Source organism: Enterobacter sp. MGH 37 (assembly GCF_000534515.1).
Lineage (GTDB): Bacteria > Pseudomonadota > Gammaproteobacteria > Enterobacterales > Enterobacteriaceae > Enterobacter > Enterobacter kobei.
Genome location: NZ_KI973206.1, coordinates 374,655 through 392,136, shown reverse-complemented (window position 1 = coordinate 392,136; position 17,482 = coordinate 374,655). Strand labels below are relative to the sequence as shown.

Below are 17,482 nucleotides of genomic sequence, written 5' to 3'. Positions count from 1 at the left end.
GGGAGACTTACCCGAAATCTGATTTATTCAACAAAGCCGCTTAAAACTAAACTGCCCCGGCTGCAGTCATTTGGTTGCTGTGGGCTCTGTACTGTGTCTAATAGTGAAAGAATCTTACGTTATAACGAAGGAAATTGCTGAATGACTCTACGATTGCAGACGGAATCACCCGCTGACCAGGATATGTTTAGAGGCAGCAGTCATGAAAAAGTTGCAGAGAATGTGGCTCAGATCATCAGGACACCTGATGTCAATATTATTGGTCTGGAAGGTGAGCTGGGTTCAGGTAAGTCAACAATATTGAAGTTCCTGCAGAAAAAGCTTAAAGATGATTTTACGTTCATTAACTTTGATGCAGAACGTTACCATCATGGCTCAACTAAAAAAGCGCTTATCGATGTCATCCACCACGGGGTCAGCCTACAATGTCCGGGCTCCCGGGATGTGTTGGATAAGTATAAAAATCTGGCTCTGGGTAACATCGTTGAATACGACAAGAGGGTCAGCAGCAGGCTAAGCTGGTTGACCGTCGTTTTTATTTTACTGTCATTGCTTTCCGTGCAGATGCTTCGTTATGTGCTAACAGACCTTAATCAATATTTTACTAACAAGGAGTCATTATTAGGGTGGCTTTTTTATGTTGAGGTGGCCGCGTTTCTTTCTCCTGCCATTATGGTCGCAGGACTGGCATGCCTGCAGAACATGGAATGGTACAGAAAGAAAGGGTATTCGAGTATTGGTGATTTGTTCAAACGCAACAGTACTGACAGGATTGAAGAGACTTGGCTAGTTAATAAGGAGGTCGGAGCTATTGAGCTGGCTGAAGCTCTGCAGGGATTTACCTCCAAAGAGGTCATTTCCCATGGAGATCGCTTCATCCTTATCATTGATAATCTGGACCGAATCAGTGCAGACAAAGTGAAAGAGCTCTGGAGTGATATGGAGCTTATTGCCGGAGCCACTCATGAACACTTCAGGATAGTGGTGCCCTATTCGGCAAGACAGGTTTCAGCCTCACTTTCTGTGGCGGGTTTCAGCGGGCGTGAGTTTATTGCAAAGCGGATTCCTGTAAGTTTTCAGGTTCCTCCTCTTATTTCGGCAGGATGGCAGGAAGCGTTAAGGCAGTACTGGAAAGAAACAGTAAATGAGGATGCAGGGATAGCGTGCCGGGAAGCAACGGTGTTGCTTGAGCGCTGGAAACCCTCTGAGTATCCTCGTATCACACCGCGATTAATGAAGAAGTTTGTTAATGATATTCATATTCTGAACCTTACCGTTCCTGCAACAGAAGATCATCGCCATATTCTTATTGCTCTCTACTTACTGGTGGTCAGATACGGGGAGCGAGATATTAAAGTATTACTTCGCGATCCCAAAGCTAGTCAGACCGAACCCGGTATTGCTCCGGATGATTTTGACGAGATGCTCTCGCTAACTTATCAACAAATATCCCGAATTTTTAATAACGATACAGAAAGATGGAGCGAATTTCTGATGAGCATCCACTATCAGTCCACGGTGGAGCTTGCCAGGAGCGAGTTGCTTGATACGCCTCTTAAAGACGCGATTGGTGCTATAAATATCCCACGGCTTGAAGAGCTGACGGCCTTGTGGGGTTTCGCTGAAGCATGGCAGCGAGTGGCACCACATATTCAGATGCGAGACTGGCTGGTTTCTTATAGCCGGATGGATGAGAAGTGTCAGGCTCTCGCCGAACCGCAACTCAAAGTCGCAGTGCAAATGCTGAATCAGAGTTATGCTGTTTCACTCAGAGAAAAGAATGATGAAGGTTTCGTATTGAGTCTGCAGAAACTGATGGCTGACGGGCGGATAAGCCTAGAGCCTTTCGTCGAAAGGCAAATATCGTTTATTGTGAGTAAACTTGATGAAATTCAGGATTCAGAAAAATTGGAGGCTGAATCCACGAAGACGTTGCTGCAGGAAGCTGATTCATACTCTGTTCTGGCCGGTGAATCACTACTGAATAAAATGGAGAATTTTGTAGATGGCGTATTTTATGTGGAATACCTTGTCAATAATGAAGAGACCTTGTCAAACCTGAAAATTGGCACACTAGATATCGGAAATCACGGTCGGGAGGAGATGTTACGCTATGGAGCTGAGCAACCTCAGATAGACCTTTTTAATCCGGGAATTATCCGGCATATCAATATTGCATCGAAGGCGGTACAGAACGTAATTGGAAAGAATGATGGTACAGGTGGGGCTCAGGTTAGCTCTGCAATAATGACGCTTAAAAATCGTCAGGTTGTTGAGGACGTTATCCATTTCAGAAAAATTGTTCTGAGCCCGGACTGGAATAATAATGTTTTAAATCAATATTATCTTAATAATACGGCGACGAGGAATCTCTTCCCTGCGGAATTTGCTGCACAGGCTGTTGCTCACATGGTGCTCCATGGTAACTATGCCGGTATCGAGTCGTACAGTGAACATATTGGTGAGGAACGGTTTGACCTGGCTTTGGCTGCATATCTTCGTTATCTACGTACTGCCGAGAGTATCTTTATAGCACTTAAGGATAAAAATGTTCTGCCGTACATCAAAAATGCTGTTGGCAGGATTGTTGATTTAGGTCTTCTGGTGAATATACCTGTCCTGAGCTTTGTTAAAGGTCAGTATGACGTCATCAAAGAAGCTACAAATGCAACCTCTCTTTTAATATTTGTGCGAGAGCGTCAAAAAGCACTGTCAGAGAAAATAATTGAGTCTGATGTGAATGCTATGGGTCCAGTATTTCTCCATGACGTATATCAGTCAGGTGAGCAGTTTGATATTTTGAAGAAAAAGCTGAACGCCCTGGCATGTGGAGTATTTAGTTCTTCTGAAAGGCTTATTGAGTGTTTTACGGTTCTTCCTGTGAACATGCGCTTTATCCTTGAACAAATGCAACTTCAGGGGCAGCATATCCGGATGGAAGGTAGTGTGGGTATCTTTGCATCATGGTTCCGTGATGCAGAGCCAGACGTTGTCACAAATGCCGAGAACATTCATTTTCTGTGGTCTTGCCTCGACGATACCCAGAGAGAGACTGTACTTGATGAGTTGCACGATGTCTTACTTGAAAGACATATTCGTATTGACAGCCGTATTGCGATTATTACCCGTTTTCATAATGAGTTGTCGTTTATTGAACCTGAGAAGGCCGTTGAACGCAGGGCTATTGCGGCGCTGTTTAGCGCTTCTGTTGATAATGTATTATTGTCTCAATGGCTTGACCGTCAGACGTTTTCATTTTCATCATGGTCTCCGGAGGACGCCCGTACGGCAACGAGTTGTATAATGAATAACTCGGAGATTTTTCCTCTCATCTGCAGGAATTCACAGTATATTAAAAACAGAATGTTACCAGAGAAAGCGGACGTTACAGAAGATAGTGATACGTTTCCGGACTGAGTTCGTTCTTTAAATCCTATACCTGAAGACCACAGCGGTGGTCTTTGGGAGTTTTTTTATTGCCTGATATACATTAAGCATGTTATATCTTGCTAAGAAATAATCATTCAGGGATTAATCATAACTACTGAAGTTATGTTGTGTTCTTTTCTTTTAAAAATAAATTATTCAGATTTATTTTCTATTGATTTAATGAGGTAGGGAATGACAGAAAGTGCTTTGCTTTTGCGAGAGGCATTTAATGAATCGGTTAACTATATGACATGGTCTTTTTATTCACTGATAACTGCTTACGTTTCGATGGCTTTTTATGATAGAGTTGAGGTTAAGACCCGAATAAATAATTATCTGAATAAGTTACTTTTCGTGATTGCTATGTCCGTTTTTATCCCAAATATGTACTTTGTTTCAATGGTGTTCAGTCAGAAGTTAGGCACCGCAGCTGGCGTTGCGTCATTCATTATTGGGCTACTTTTCATGATGTTAAACTCGGCACCTGTAATTACTGGTATCGTACAGCAGCGCAAAGATTGAGTTTTATGAGTATAGTCAGTTGGGTTTTCATCTGTTTTATCAGACTTAGAAAAATGAAATCTTTCAATTCATTGATTTTAAACGCAAAAAAATTTCTAAATGATCAGAATTATAGGGTGCTCGCTCTGCTCTATTACCGAGCACGAAGGCCGTATTATTCAGAGCCGCTCTGAAGATTCGATCATCAATGAGATCGAAGCGATTCGCGACACGGTGCCAGGCTTCACCGGTGTGATCTCCGACCTTGGCGGCCCAACCGCGAACATGTATATGCTGCGCTGTAAGTCGCCGCGCGCGGAGCAAACCTGCCGTCGTCTCTCCTGCGTCTATCCGAGCATTTGCGAGCATATGGATACCAACCACGAGCCGACGATCAATCTCTATCGTCGCGCGCGCGACCTGAAGGGCATCAAGAAGATCCTGATTGCCTCCGGGGTGCGTTACGACATCGCCGTGGAAGATCCGCGCTACATCAAAGAGCTGGCGACCCACCATGTGGGCGGCTACCTGAAGATTGCGCCGGAGCACACCGAAGAAGGTCCGCTGTCGAAGATGATGAAGCCGGGTATGGGCAGCTATGACCGCTTTAAAGAGCTGTTCGACACGTATTCAAAGCAGGCGGGCAAAGAGCAGTACCTGATCCCGTACTTTATCTCCGCGCACCCCGGCACGCGTGATGAGGATATGGTGAACCTGGCACTGTGGCTGAAGCAGCGTCGCTTCCGTCTGGATCAGGTGCAGAACTTCTACCCGTCACCGCTCGCCAACTCGACGACCATGTATTACACCGGCAAGAACCCGCTGAGTAAGATTGGCTACAAGAGTGAAGAGGTGGTGGTGCCAAAAGGGGATAAACAGCGTCGTCTGCATAAAGCGCTGCTGCGTTATCATGACCCGAAAAACTGGCCGCTGATCCGCCAGGCGCTGGAAGAGATGGGTAAAAAACACCTGATCGGTTCACGCCGCGACTGTCTGGTACCGGCCCCGACGCTGGATGAGATGCGCGAAGCGCGTCGCCAGAACCGCAATACGCGCCCGGCGCTGACCAAGCACACGCCGATTGTGCATCAGCGTTCGAACGGTAATTCGAATGCGAAGAAGCCCGTGAAGCGCAAAGCGTAAATAAAAAACCCCGGCAAGCCGGGGTTTTTTATGTAGACACGTAGGCCGGGTAAGGCGAAGCCGCCACCCGGCTTTTTTTAACCGCCAAACTGATCCGGGTCCGGCCCTAAGCGTTTGCCCTTCTCCAGCTTCGCAATCTCACCCAGCTCATCTTTGTCCAGGCGGAAATCCCAGACGTCGAAGTTCTCGGCAATACGTGATGGCGTGACTGATTTCGGAATAACGACCAGGCCGTTGTCCAGATGCCAGCGAATGACGATCTGTGCGGGCGTTTTGCCGTATTTATCCGCCAGGTCGCGGATGATTTTCTGATCGAAGACCCCCTCGCCACCCTGCGCCAGGGGGCTCCAGGATTCGGTCTGGATCTTGTGGGTCGCATTCCAGGCGTGAAGCTGGCGCTGCTGCATCAGCGGGTGCAGCTCGATCTGGTTAATCACCGGTGCGATGCCTGTCTCATCAATCAGGCGCTGCAGGTGATGAACCTGGAAGTTACAGACGCCGATGCTTTTCACCAACCCCTCTTTTTGCAGTTCAATCATCCCTTTCCAGGCATCAACATAATGGTCGATGGCGGGAACCGGCCAGTGCATCAGATACAGATCGACGAAATCGAGCTGAAGTTTCTCCAGACTCTCCTGCAGGGCTTCGTGAGGGCGTTTTTGATCGTCATTCCACAGTTTCGTGGTAATGAATAATTCATCGCGGGGGACGCCGGCGCTGGCCAGTGCAGTGCCTACGCCGTCCTCGTTTTTGTAGGCGGCGGCGGTATCAATTGACCGATAGCCGACTTCCAGGGCTTTATGAATGGCGGAGACGACCTCGTCGTTACCGGCTTTCCATACACCTAGCCCCAACTGGGGCATCACGTTGCCATCCTGCAGCTTGATTACGGTTTGGTTTGCCATTTTTCCTCCTTCAGGTGCGCATCGCCGGAGGGGGGCTCCGGCGATGGGGTGTGCATTAAGTCTGGACGAAATGTCAAAAAACGAAAGTCGGGAGGACAAAAACGCTTAGCGTGCCGCTTCGTAGATACGGCGGCTGACGTCCAGCGTAATGTCACCGTGCTCGCCCAGTTGGGTCATGCCGTGCGCGTCGAGTTTCTCCAGCAGAGCAGGGATAGAACTGCCATCCAGGCCGTAGCCAGACAGGCGCGTTGGTACGCCCAGGCTTTCGAAGAAGTTGCGTGTCGCTTCGATGGCCGCGTCAATACGCGCATCGTCAGAACCCTCGGTGATGTTCCACACGCGCTCTGCGTACTGCAGCAGTTTGGCGCGTTTGGTATCCCGTTTTTCGTTCCACAGCGCAGGCAGAACCACCGCCAGCGTCTGAGCGTGATCGAGACCGTGCATCGCCGTCAGTTCGTGACCCAGCATGTGGGTCGCCCAGTCCTGCGGCACGCCAGCGCCGATCAGACCGTTCAGCGCCTGCGTTGCCGCCCACATGACGTTGGCACGAACGTCATAGTTTTCCGGCTCTTTCAGCGCTTTCGGACCTTCTTCAACCAGCGTCAGCAGAATGCCTTCCGCGAAACGATCCTGAATTTTGGCATTCACCGGGTAGGTCACGTACTGCTCAACGGTGTGAACAAAGGCATCAACCACACCGTTCGCTACCTGACGTGCAGGCAGGGTATAGGTGTAAACCGGGTCGAGGATCGCGAAGACAGGCTGCACGTGCTCGTTCATAAAGGCCTGTTTGTCACCGGTGGTTTTACGGGAGATCACTGCGCCTTTGTTGGATTCGGAACCGGTGGCTGGCAGTGTCAGCACGGAGCCCATCGGGATTGCGCTTTTAATGTCGCTGCCGCGGGTTTCCAGAATGTGCCACGGGTCAACGCCGTCAGCGTAGTGCGCTGCCGCCGCGATGAACTTCGTGCCATCCAGAACGGAACCGCCACCGACCGCCAGCAGGAAAGTAATGTTTTCTTCACGGGCGATTTTTACCGCATTCATCAGCGTTTCGTAAGACGGGTTTGGCTCGATGCCGCCGAACTCACGCACGTCCAGACCGTCCAGGGCGCTGTAAACCTGATCCAGCACGCCGGTTTTTTTCACGCTGCCGCCACCGTAGGTGATCAGGACACGCGCATCAGCGGGGATCTGCGCACGCAGGTCAGCGATTGCGTCTTTGCCAAACAGAATGCGGGTTGGGGTATGGAGATTAAAATTGTTCATTGCTCGTTCCCTTTAGTGGGTGAAAAACCGTGGCGGCACTGATGCCTGCCTGATGATGCACATTGTGGCGGTCCGGGGCTATGCTCTCAATGCACATTCCTGCCAATGTCTTGCCCATTTCTACAGAGCGCTGGAGAAACCTCGGGAAAGTGCGCAAACTGTGAAAGTCGGAAAACGTACCCGGAGTAACGAAAAATGAACCGTGAAGCGATCTGCCATCAGCTTACCGCGCAGATTAAGAGACTGATAGATAATGAAAATAGTGTCAGCGATCCGTTGCCTGATATTCGTCTGCTCTATGGCACGCAGCCCGGGACGCGCACGCCAGTGATGTACCAGCCGGGCATCGTTTTTCTCTTTTCGGGCCATAAAATTGGTTATATCAATGACCGCGTGTTCCGCTACGACACCAATGAATATCTGCTTCTGACAGTACCTTTACCCTTTGAATGTGAAACTTTCGCGACAGAGGAGGTCCCGCTGGCGGGTATTCGCGTTAATGTCGATATCCTTCAGTTGCAGGAACTGCTGATGGAGATAGGCGAAGATGAACTCTTCCAGCCGTCGATGGCTTCAAGCGGGATTAACTCGGCCACGCTGTCTGAAGAGATCCTGTGCGCCATCGAGCGTCTGCTGGACGTCATGGAGCGGCCGCTGGACGCGCGTATCCTGGGCAAGCAGATCATTCGCGAAATTCTCTATCATGTGCTGCTGGGCCCCGGCGGGGGAGCGTTGCTGGCGCTGGTGAGCCGACAGACCCACTTCAGTCTGATAAGCCGCGTGCTCAAGCGTATTGAGAGCCAGTACACGGAAAACCTCAGCGTCGATCAGCTCGCCGCGGAAGCGAACATGAGTGTCTCGGCGTTTCACCATAACTTTAAATCGGTGACCAGCACCTCGCCGCTGCAATACCTCAAGACATACCGGCTGCATAAGGCGCGGATGCTGATGATCCACGACGGCATGAAGGCCAGCGCGGCGGCAATGCGGGTGGGCTATGAGAGTGCGTCGCAGTTTAGTCGGGAGTTTAAGCGCTATTTCGGCGTCACGCCGGGAGAAGATGCGTCGCGTATACGAACGATGCAGGGCGCCTGACGAGAAACGTAGGCCGGGTAAGGCGTAGCCGCCACCCGGCTTTTGTTTATGCGCTGCAGTACTTTTTCTTAATCACCACCGCAATGGTTCCCACCAGCCCGGCTACCAGCAGGAAAATCGGCAGCACCATCAGGAAGGTCATGACCTGATCTTCGTGGTGTTTCACAAAGGGGATCATATTCAGCGCGTAGCCTAACGTGGTCACGACCCCCACCCACAGCAGGCCGCTCAGCCAGTTGAAGAACTGAAAACGGCGGTTCGACAGGCCGGAAATACCCGCCATGGTGGGCAGCAGAGTGCGAATAAAAGCCAGAAAACGTCCGGCCAGCAGCGCCAGCAGGCCGTGTCGGTCAAACATACAGGTCGCCCGCTGATGGTATTTATGCGGTAACTGCGCCAGCCAGCCTTTTACGACGCGCGTGTTCCCCAGCCAGCGGCCCTGCAGATAGCTCAGCCAGCAGCCCAGGCTCGCGGCAGAGGTGAGGATAACCATCGTTGGCGTAAAGTCCATAACGCCTTTACCGATCAATGCCCCGGCAAGCAAAAGCAAACTGTCACCGGGTAAAAACGAGGCTGGCAGTAATCCATTTTCCAGAAACAGCGTTGCGAACATCACGAAATAGACGACGCCTATAACGTGCGGATCCGCCAGTGCGGCAAAATCATGTTGCCAGAGCGCCGCGATAATATCTTGAATAACAGCCATGGACTTTCCTGTGGAACAGCAGAGATAACGCTATTGTACTCCCAATTATACCTGCCGGGATTGATCGCAGGCGCAACTCATGCAGACTTTTCTGCTTGCAGTGTTAAGAAAAGCGTCCGGGGAGTACATTTTCAGCGAGCACTCTACACGATACGTTCAAACCCTGCTGATAAATCCGCAATTAAATCGTCCACATTTTCTAAACCGATGTGCAGGCGAATCAGGGTGCCGCTGAAGTCCACTTCGCCGCCAGGGCGCAGAGCCGCGATTTGCTCCGGCTGATTAGGCAGGATCAGGGACTCAAAACCGCCCCAGGAGTAGGCCATGCTGAAGAGGGTAAAGTGATCCAGATAGTTTGCCAGTTCGTCATTATCTAGCCGTTTTTTAAGCACAAACGAGAACAACCCGCTGCTGCCCGTAAAGTCACGTTGCCAGAATTCATGGCCTTTACTGCCCGCAAGCGCAGGATGATTAACGCGCTCAACCTGTGGATGCTGAGCCAGCCACTCTGCCACTTTCAGGCTGCTTTCATGGTGTTGACGCAGGCGAACCCCCAGCGTGCGGATACCGCGGCTGGTCATGTAGGCCGTATCTGCATCGACCATCTGGCCCATCAGGTAGGCATTTTCACGCAGCTGATCCCAGCAGCGCGCGTTAGATACTGCTGTGCCAATCATCCCGTCTGAATGGCCAATCAGGTATTTCGTCGCCGCCTGAATCGAGATATCAATGTCGAATTCCAGCGCTTTAAACAGCACGCCCGCCGCCCAGGTGTTGTCGATCATGATGATCGCCTCCGGCGCTTTGCTGCGCACGGCCTTCACGATAGCCGGTACGTCGTGCACTTCCATGGTGATTGAACCGGGAGACTCCAGGAACACGATGCGCGTGTTTGGCTGAATAAGTTCGGCAATGCCTGCGCCAATCAGCGGATCGAACCACCCGGTAGTGACGCCGAGTTTACTGAGGATTTTGGTGCAAAAGTCCTGGCTGGGTTCATAGGCGGTGTTGGTCATCAGGATATGGTCGCCCTGTTCCACAAACGCCAAAATGGTATTGGCGACCGCAGCCGCACCGCACGGGAACAGCGCGCAGCCCGCACCGCCTTCCAGCTCGCACATCGCTTCCTGCAGAGAAAAATGGGTTAGCGTTCCGCGACGGCCATAAAACAGCCCGCCTTTTGCGCGGTTACGCGTGGCGATTTTTTTCTCCTCAACGGTGTCAAACACCAGGGAGGAGGCGCGTTGAATCACGCTGTTAACCGAACCCTGCGTATATTTTTTGCTGCGTCCGGCCTGTACCAGCGTGGTATCAAGATGCTTCTTAGTCATGTTCGCTAACCCTGTTTTTATACGTCTGGACGTCCAGACTACCACGATTGTGAAAAACTGCACCCGCATGCTTATCGAATAAGCAGAAAATATTAGCAAAAAACCGCATAAGGAATTTTTACTGCGTAAGCGCAAGGAAAGTGAGCGAAAATTACGGCACCATGCAAATACTAATGAGAACTACTATCAATTCGACGACGTTTTGATATTATTACGTTCAGATTTTGTGATTTGCGTCCTGGAGATACAGAGTGGGTAATAATTTGATGCAGACGGATCTCTCCGTTTGGGGCATGTATCAACATGCTGACATCGTGGTTAAGATTGTGATGATCGGCCTGATTCTGGCGTCCGTTGTCACCTGGGCTATCTTCTTCAGCAAAAGCGCCGAGCTGCTTTCGCAGAAGCGTCGCCTCAAGCGGGAACAGCAGCAGCTGGCAGAAGCCCGCTCTCTGGATCAGGCGTCTGAAATGACCTCATCCTTCCACGCAAAAAGCCTGACCACCCTGTTAGTGAACGAAGCGCAGAACGAGCTGGAACTCTCCGCTGGCAGTGAAGATAACGAAGGCATTAAAGAGCGTACCGGTTTCCGTCTGGAGCGTCGCGTTGCGGCCGTTGGCCGACACATGGGACGTGGTAATGGTTATCTGGCTACCATCGGCGCAATTTCGCCGTTCGTCGGTCTTTTCGGTACGGTCTGGGGCATCATGAACAGCTTTATCGGTATCGCTCAGACTCAAACCACCAACCTGGCGGTTGTTGCGCCCGGTATCGCAGAAGCGCTGCTGGCGACGGCGATTGGTCTGGTCGCGGCGATTCCGGCAGTCGTTATCTATAACATTTTCGCGCGTATGATTGGCAGCTACAAAGCCACGCTCGGTGACGTTGCCGCTCAGGTTCTGCTGCTACAAAGCCGCGATCTCGACCTGAATGCCAGCGCCGTGAAACCGGTGCATACGGCGTCTAAACTGCGCGTAGGTTGATATTATGGCGATGCGTCTAAACGAAAATCTGGACGATAACGGTGAAATGCATGAGATCAACGTGACGCCGTTTATCGACGTCATGCTGGTTCTGCTGATTATCTTTATGGTCGCTGCGCCGCTGGCGACGGTGGACGTGAAGGTGAATCTGCCGGCCTCGTCCAGCCAGCCGCAGCCGCGCCCGGAAAAGCCCATCTATCTTTCTGTGAAAGCGGATAAATCGATGTTCCTGGGTAACGACCCGGTAACGGATGCTTCGGTTATTCCGGCGCTGGATCAGCTAACCGGCGGCAAGAAAGACACCACCGTCTTCTTCCGTGCGGACAAAACCGTCGACTACGAAACCATGATGAAGGTGATGGACACGCTGCATCAGGCGGGTTATCTGAAGATTGGGCTGGTCGGCGAAGAGAAAGCGGCCAAAAAATAGTAAAGAAGCTGGCGAAAGCCGGCTTTTTTTATGTCTGTCGGTTTATGCGTTTTTATTATCCGTCTGCGCGGCAGAGGAGGTTGCCAGCGTGTCTTCGTCGAGCGCAACGCAGGTGACGTTTGAGGTACGGTACTCACCGGCTGACAGCTTGCGCGTCAGGCGCAGGGTGGCGACTTCTCTGGCAAGCAGATACTGATAGTTGGCCTCGAGCCGGCCCAGCAGCTTCTCTTTCAGCTCGGGTTGCTGCTCGATGAGGCTATTTATCACCGCACCGTAAATCTCTTCTTTGACCTGTAGCGGGTAAATCTCGCGGCGATTCTGCCATTTCAGCCGCACCAGCGTCGCCGGAATCGATACCAGGTCTTGCGTAATACGCGTCATCTCGATATTTTTTGTGTTTCTCAGGGCGTCGAGATTTTGCTTTAAGATAAATTCATCACTTTTTTTATCATCTAAAGTCAAATAAACGTCGTTGTCTTTAACTTCTTTCACGTTAATCTTCCCCAAGGGTATAAAAAATAGGGTTGTTTTTTTCACGCGTAATTAGATTAAGCCAAATTTCATTGCCCGCTTCATTTATTTCTTTTGTTTTTTCAGCCATTATTTGACTTAGTTTCTGGGCATCTATTTCGCCTTCAGCCTGGAGGTCATTCAGCAGGTGGACGAAGGCCTCAATTTTTATAGCGCGAAATAAGCGGTCTTTTATATGGCGATCGTGCTCCTCCAGCAACATATTACGGGATTTGCCAGTGCGGGAAACACCAATTAATATATCAGGCTCGAAATCGGAGAGCTTTCTTTTCCCCTGAGTGAAACTGGCCTTTTTTTCTTCTTCCGTCGGTTGCTGTTCCACAGGCGTAATGTGGTACTTAGCCGGGACGAGATAGTCGGGCAGCATTTTTTAATTTCCTTTATTTTCAACAGGGTGGGGTTGGTAAAGGCGTGAGATTCGTTGACAATATCATGAGGCAATTTTAAAATCAAAAAAAATGGAGCCAACCCATGAACAGCATCTTTTTTACGGTCATCACATTACTATTACTGACCGCTGGTGTGCTTTTATTGATGCAGGAGTTCAATAAAACGAAAGTGTCGAAAGACACCAGTGAACCTCCACAGCCTGAACTGATGACAAAAGAGGAAGGTGAAGACCATTTCTCTGTTTTGATGAACTCTGTTACGCCTGTCTGGTACTGGCGGGTAAATCACGAATATATCGACTTTTTACACGCGACAATTAAGCGTATGAAAATGTCCGAAATTAATGACACGCCCGGTCTGTTTGAGGCGCAGCGTCGTTGCAGCGACCTGAATTCAGCGGTTTATAAATATTACGACAATATCAAAAAGCGCTGTCTTAACGGAGAGAAGGTCTCGTATTCAGACCTGGACGTATTAAACCTTCGCCAGTGTTTTCGCGAGTTCAGTCTGGAAGCCTACCCCGAACTTGTGGTGCTGGTCTGGCCGGAGTATGCGCGTCCGGAGGTTAATCCGGACAACGTCTAAGTCATGAACAGTTGAGTTCTTGCAAATAGCCAGCGCCGTTGAGATATACTGGGCGCTGGTTTCTTTTGCAAACAGGACTTTATGGAACGCTTCTTTGAAAATGCCATGTACGCCTCCCGCTGGATACTGGCTCCCGTCTATTTTGGCCTTTCGCTGGCACTTATCGCGCTGACGATTAAGTTTTTTCAGGAAATCCTGCATGTTCTGCCGAACATTTTTTCCATTGCCGAAGCGGACCTGATTCTGGTTCTGCTGTCGCTGGTGGATATGACCCTGGTGGGGGGATTGCTGGTGATGGTGATGTTTTCCGGCTACGAGAATTTTGTCTCCCAGCTTGATATCGACGAGCGCAAGGAGAAGCTCAACTGGCTGGGTAAAATGGATGCCTCGTCGCTGAAGAATAAAGTGGCAGCGTCGATTGTGGCGATCTCCTCTATCCACCTGTTGCGCGTGTTTATGGACGCGAAGAATGTCCCGGATAATAAACTGATGTGGTACGTGATTATCCACCTGACGTTTGTGCTGTCGGCGTTTGTGATGGGGTATCTGGATAAGATCAGTAAGAAGTAATATGCATATCCCTCTCCCCAGAGGGGAGAGGGCATCAATCTGCACTATTTATCCGACGACGCCTGCCACAGATTCAACTCCCCATCCGCAACATGCTGGTCAATCCGCGTGAGCTCGTCCTCTGTAAAGCGCAGGTTATCCAGAGCCCGGACGTTCTCCTCAAGCTGTTCCGGACGGCTGGCACCAATCAGCACTGACGTCACGCGCGCATCTTTCAGTAACCAGCTCAACGCCATTTGCGCCATGGTCTGGCCACGCGCCTGTGCCATCTCATTGAGCAGACGAAGACTGCTCAGGTTGGCGTCGGTCAGCATCTTCTCTGTCAGCCCGCGCACCTTATGCCCTTCTCGCTGCATGCGTGAACCTTCCGGAATGCCGTTCAGGTATTTCCCGGTCAGCAGACCCTGCGCCAGCGGGGTAAAGGCAATGCACCCCGTACCGTTTGCTTCCAGCGCATCCAGCAATCCGGTCTTATCGACCCAGCGGTTAAGCAGGTTATAGGACGGCTGGTGGATGAGCAGTGGGATCTTCCACTCGCGCAGTAACCCGGCCATTTTTTGAGTGCGCTCCGTTGAGTAGGACGAGATCCCGACGTACAGCGCTTTACCGCTCTGCACGGCGTGGGCCAGCGCTGAGGCCGTCTCTTCCATCGGCGTATTTTCATCCACGCGGTGGGAGTAGAAAATATCAACGTACTCGACCCCCATGCGTTTCAGGCTTTGATCGAGGCTGGCGAGCAGGTATTTGCGTGAACCGCCTGAACCGTACGGCCCCGGCCACATGTCGTAACCGGCTTTAGTGGAGATGATGAGCTCGTCGCGGTACGCGGCAAAGTCCTCTCGCAGCAGGCGGCCAAAGTTCTCCTCTGCGCTCCCTGCCGGTGGGCCGTAGTTGTTGGCAAGATCGAAATGGGTAATGCCGAGATCGAAGGCTTTACGTAGCAGTGCGCGCTGGGCATCGAGAGGCTGGACGTGGCCAAAGCTATGCCACAGACCCAGCGACAGCGCTGGCAGGCGCAGGCCGCTCTTTCCACAATAGCGGTACTGCATGTTCTCGTAGCGGTCAGGGGAAGGGTGCCAGGACATGATGTCTCCTTTCTTATTTAATGAATTTTCGAAACAGCGTTTTTATTCTGCGTTTATCAAATCATAAATTGTTCACAGAAGCGATGACAGGGTTTAACCCCTTCATATTGAAAGGTAATAATTAACCCTGGCTGTGTGACCTGTGAAGCCACGCTAATTAAAAATAATCACAAAAGGTTATAATTTCCGCGCTGCCTGCCGATAAAGAGAGGAGTACTCGCCTCTGGGCGAATTCACCCTCACGGCAAGGAAATCTTATGAATATGCTACGTAATTTCACGATCCGCTTCGTCATGCTGACGATTCTCGGGATCTTTTGTTTAATGTGGGCGGGCGTTGGGCTGTACAGCACCTGGTCTTTGTCACGCGTTTCAGAGGGCAATGAAGTTGATCGCCATCTGGTGAAACAGATGACGGTACTGAGCCAGGGCAACGATCAGTATTTCCGCTTCGTGACCCGCCTGAGCCGCGCAATGGAAGTCAAAGCCGCTGGCGGCACGCCCGATTTGTCCTCCGCCCAACAGGCGCTGGATAACATGGGCAAGAAACTGGCCGAGATGAAAGCGATGTCACCCGGCCCGATGGATGAGGCGATCGCATCCCGGGTGATCGGCTCCTGGCAAGCGCTGCTCGACCAGGGCGTGACGCCGCAAATGGCGCAGGCGAAGCAGGGGGCTCTGGAAGGCTACCGCCAGCAGGCCAACAACGTCACGCCACCGTTGAGCCGTGCGTTCGGTGCGGCTGCCGAGGCGTTCAACACTGCCGCTGCGAACACGCTCGACAGTACCCGCGTGGTGGTGGACGGCCTGACCAGTATGACCCGCACGGTGATTATCGTCGCCACGATTATCGGTCTGCTGATTCTGCTCTTTACCGACCGTTACCTGGTGGCGATGCTGGTAAAACCGCTGGAGCGTATCCGCCAGCAGTTCCGCCAGATTGCCCAGGGCGATCTCAGCCAGCCCATTGCGCCGTTCGGCCGCAACTGTGTGGGACAACTGGTTCCCCTGCTGAGTGCCATGCAGGACAGCCTGCGTGAAGCCGTCAGTACGATTCGCTCGGGCAGTGAAAATATCTGGCGCGGGGCGACGGAAATCTCCAGCGGCAATAACGATCTCTCTTCGCGTACCGAAGAGCAGGCTGCCGCACTGGAAGAGACGGCGGCCAGCATGGAACAGCTGACCGCCACCGTGAAACTGAACGCGGAAAGCGCGCGTCAGGCCAGCCAGCTTGCCGATGTGGCTTCAACCACTGCCAGCCGCGGCGGTTCGCTGGTGGAAGAGGTGGTTACCACCATGAGCGGTATTTCCGAAAGCTCGAAGAAAATTGCTGAAATCACCAACGTCATCAACAGTATTGCCTTCCAGACCAATATCCTGGCGCTCAACGCAGCCGTTGAAGCGGCACGCGCGGGCGAGCAGGGCCGCGGTTTCGCCGTCGTCGCGGGGGAAGTCCGTAATCTGGCAAGCCGCAGCGCCAACGCGGCCAAGGAAATTGAGGGGCTGATTGCTGATTCGGTTAATCGCGTAGAACAGGGGGCACAGCTGGTGGGCGACACGGGCACGACCATGGATGCCATCTTACGCGACGTGACGGAAGTGACGACCATTATGAAGCAAATCGCTTCCGCTTCTGAAGAGCAAAGCAAGGGCATTTCGCAGGTCGGGATTGCCATTACGCAGATGGACGGCGTCACCCAGCAAAACGCCTCGCTGGTGGAAGAGGTTTCCGCGGCAGCCGCCGCGCTGGAACGTCAGACCGAAGAGCTTCAGCGTTCGGTGCAGAAGTTCCGCCTGACGGCATAACACAACGTTACAAGGCCGCCTGATGCGGCCTTGTATTATCGTTTAACCCTGCTGTTGCAATTCGGGAAATCGGATATCCCGTTGCAGATGCCACTTCTGCGATACGCTTAAATGAGGGGTTACCGTTTGGTGAGAGTGATTTATAAAGTGATTCGCGAGAAATGCCAGCACGTTTTGCAATAACAGTCATCCCGCCAGAGGCTTCGATCACATGCCGTAAGGCGAGCATGAACGCCTCATAGCCTCCTGGCTCGTCAATTTCAATGAAAGCCTGGTGAAGATAGACGGGCGCGAAATCCGGAGAATCTTTCAGGAGTTGTACCATTGCGTCATCATGAAGTACTGATTTAGCCATTGCGATTTCCTCTTATATTCTGCGCTTGTAGTCGTTGAGGTACTCAACGGCCCTTTCAATGTCTGCATTTTGCTTTTTTTTCGTTCCAGTCAATAGCACCAGACTTACTGCGCCATCTGCCGGATCGGAGACTTCACTAAAATAGACACGATAGCCGGGTCCCCGGTCAATTCTGAGCTCTGACACACTCTCTCTGCATGGTTTGCAATCGCCATAGTTACCCGTCGACATTCTGGCGACACGCGTGGCAATCATGGCTTTTGCTATGGGATCTTTCAAACTTCGCAGATATGCATCAAAAGGATCATATCCATCAGCTGTAATGTAGTGTTTAACGTTAGCCATTATTGTAGCCTGTAGTTTACGATA

At 51.4% G+C, this 17,482-nt stretch carries 17 protein-coding genes and 1 pseudogene; 9 read left to right on the top strand and 9 right to left on the bottom strand.

The window, feature by feature from the left end; translation table 11 throughout:
• Positions 1-141: 141 nt before the first annotated feature.
• The 3 genes and pseudogenes from L383_RS09260 to L383_RS09270 form a co-directional block, all read left to right on the top strand.
• Positions 142-3,417, top strand: a complete 3,276-nt coding sequence (locus L383_RS09260; RefSeq protein ID WP_021242119.1) for a P-loop NTPase fold protein — start codon at positions 142-144, stop codon at positions 3,415-3,417.
• A gap of 204 nt (positions 3,418-3,621) precedes the next feature.
• Positions 3,622-3,951: a hypothetical protein gene (locus L383_RS09265; RefSeq protein ID WP_000140246.1), complete on the top strand. Its 330-nt coding sequence runs from the start codon at positions 3,622-3,624 to the stop codon at positions 3,949-3,951.
• A gap of 114 nt (positions 3,952-4,065) precedes the next feature.
• Positions 4,066-5,073, top strand: a pseudogene (locus L383_RS09270) (radical SAM protein); the annotation flags it as partial.
• 77 nt (positions 5,074-5,150) lie between these two features.
• On the opposite strand, the gene dkgA reads toward L383_RS09270, so the two are convergent.
• Both dkgA and yqhD read right to left on the bottom strand, forming a co-directional pair.
• On the bottom strand, positions 5,151-5,978 hold the full coding sequence (dkgA, locus tag L383_RS09275; RefSeq protein ID WP_023331306.1) for a 2,5-didehydrogluconate reductase DkgA: 828 nt from the start codon (positions 5,976-5,978) through the stop codon (positions 5,151-5,153).
• 105 nt (positions 5,979-6,083) lie between these two features.
• Positions 6,084-7,247 (bottom strand): alcohol dehydrogenase, encoded by a 1,164-nt coding sequence (gene yqhD / locus L383_RS09280; RefSeq protein ID WP_023331305.1) that lies wholly within the window; start codon positions 7,245-7,247, stop codon positions 6,084-6,086.
• Positions 7,248-7,442: 195 nt separating this feature from the next.
• On the opposite strand from yqhD, the gene L383_RS09285 reads away from it, so the two are divergent.
• Positions 7,443-8,342 carry an AraC family transcriptional regulator gene (locus tag L383_RS09285; protein WP_023331304.1) on the top strand — a complete coding sequence of 300 codons (900 nt, stop codon included), beginning with the start codon at positions 7,443-7,445 and terminating at the stop codon, positions 8,340-8,342.
• Between the two features lie 46 nt (positions 8,343-8,388).
• Here the strand turns inward: L383_RS09285 and yghB are convergent, their stop codons facing one another.
• Together yghB and metC are read right to left on the bottom strand one after the other, a co-directional pair.
• Positions 8,389-9,048: a DedA family general envelope maintenance protein YghB gene (gene yghB, locus L383_RS09290; protein ID WP_014885235.1), complete on the bottom strand. Its 660-nt coding sequence runs from the start codon at positions 9,046-9,048 to the stop codon at positions 8,389-8,391.
• Positions 9,049-9,191: 143 nt separating this feature from the next.
• Complete coding sequence (gene metC / locus L383_RS09295) at positions 9,192-10,379, bottom strand: cystathionine beta-lyase (RefSeq protein WP_014885234.1); 1,188 nt, start codon at positions 10,377-10,379, stop codon at positions 9,192-9,194.
• A 251-nt stretch (positions 10,380-10,630) separates the two neighbouring features.
• Here metC and exbB point away from each other — a divergent pair, with 251 nt between their 5' ends.
• Together exbB and exbD are read left to right on the top strand one after the other, a co-directional pair.
• On the top strand, positions 10,631-11,362 hold the full coding sequence (gene exbB / locus L383_RS09300) for a tol-pal system-associated acyl-CoA thioesterase (RefSeq protein ID WP_023331303.1): 732 nt from the start codon (positions 10,631-10,633) through the stop codon (positions 11,360-11,362).
• 4 nt (positions 11,363-11,366) lie between these two features.
• Complete coding sequence (exbD, locus tag L383_RS09305) at positions 11,367-11,792, top strand: TonB system transport protein ExbD (RefSeq protein ID WP_014885232.1); 426 nt, start codon at positions 11,367-11,369, stop codon at positions 11,790-11,792.
• A gap of 42 nt (positions 11,793-11,834) precedes the next feature.
• Here exbD and L383_RS09310 read toward each other — a convergent pair whose 3' ends face one another.
• Entirely contained in the window at positions 11,835-12,284 is a 450-nt protein-coding gene (locus tag L383_RS09310) for a hypothetical protein (protein ID WP_014885231.1), read from the bottom strand.
• 1 nt (position 12,285) lies between these two features.
• Positions 12,286-12,690 carry a hypothetical protein gene (locus tag L383_RS09315; RefSeq protein ID WP_014885230.1) on the bottom strand — a complete coding sequence of 135 codons (405 nt, stop codon included), beginning with the start codon at positions 12,688-12,690 and terminating at the stop codon, positions 12,286-12,288.
• Positions 12,691-12,794: 104 nt separating this feature from the next.
• On the opposite strand from L383_RS09315, the gene L383_RS09320 reads away from it, so the two are divergent.
• Both L383_RS09320 and L383_RS09325 read left to right on the top strand, forming a co-directional pair.
• Complete coding sequence (locus L383_RS09320; protein ID WP_008499806.1) at positions 12,795-13,298, top strand: ESA_00282 family adhesion-associated protein; 504 nt, start codon at positions 12,795-12,797, stop codon at positions 13,296-13,298.
• A gap of 81 nt (positions 13,299-13,379) precedes the next feature.
• Positions 13,380-13,868: a TIGR00645 family protein gene (locus L383_RS09325; RefSeq protein WP_014171606.1), complete on the top strand. Its 489-nt coding sequence runs from the start codon at positions 13,380-13,382 to the stop codon at positions 13,866-13,868.
• A 44-nt stretch (positions 13,869-13,912) separates the two neighbouring features.
• On the opposite strand, the gene L383_RS09330 is transcribed toward L383_RS09325, so the two are convergent.
• Complete coding sequence (locus tag L383_RS09330) at positions 13,913-14,953, bottom strand: aldo/keto reductase (RefSeq protein WP_023331302.1); 1,041 nt, start codon at positions 14,951-14,953, stop codon at positions 13,913-13,915.
• Between the two features lie 257 nt (positions 14,954-15,210).
• On the opposite strand from L383_RS09330, the gene L383_RS09335 reads away from it, so the two are divergent.
• Positions 15,211-16,758 (top strand): methyl-accepting chemotaxis protein, encoded by a 1,548-nt coding sequence (locus L383_RS09335; RefSeq protein ID WP_014885228.1) that lies wholly within the window; start codon positions 15,211-15,213, stop codon positions 16,756-16,758.
• Between the two features lie 7 nt (positions 16,759-16,765).
• Here L383_RS09335 and L383_RS09340 read toward each other — a convergent pair whose 3' ends face one another.
• Both L383_RS09340 and L383_RS09345 read right to left on the bottom strand, forming a co-directional pair.
• A complete protein-coding gene (locus L383_RS09340; RefSeq protein WP_014885227.1) occupies positions 16,766-17,113 on the bottom strand; it encodes a helix-turn-helix domain-containing transcriptional regulator in 348 nt (115 codons plus the stop codon).
• 12 nt (positions 17,114-17,125) lie between these two features.
• Entirely contained in the window at positions 17,126-17,458 is a 333-nt protein-coding gene (locus L383_RS09345; protein ID WP_014885226.1) for a type II toxin-antitoxin system RelE/ParE family toxin, read from the bottom strand.
• Positions 17,459-17,482: the final 24 nt, after the last annotated feature.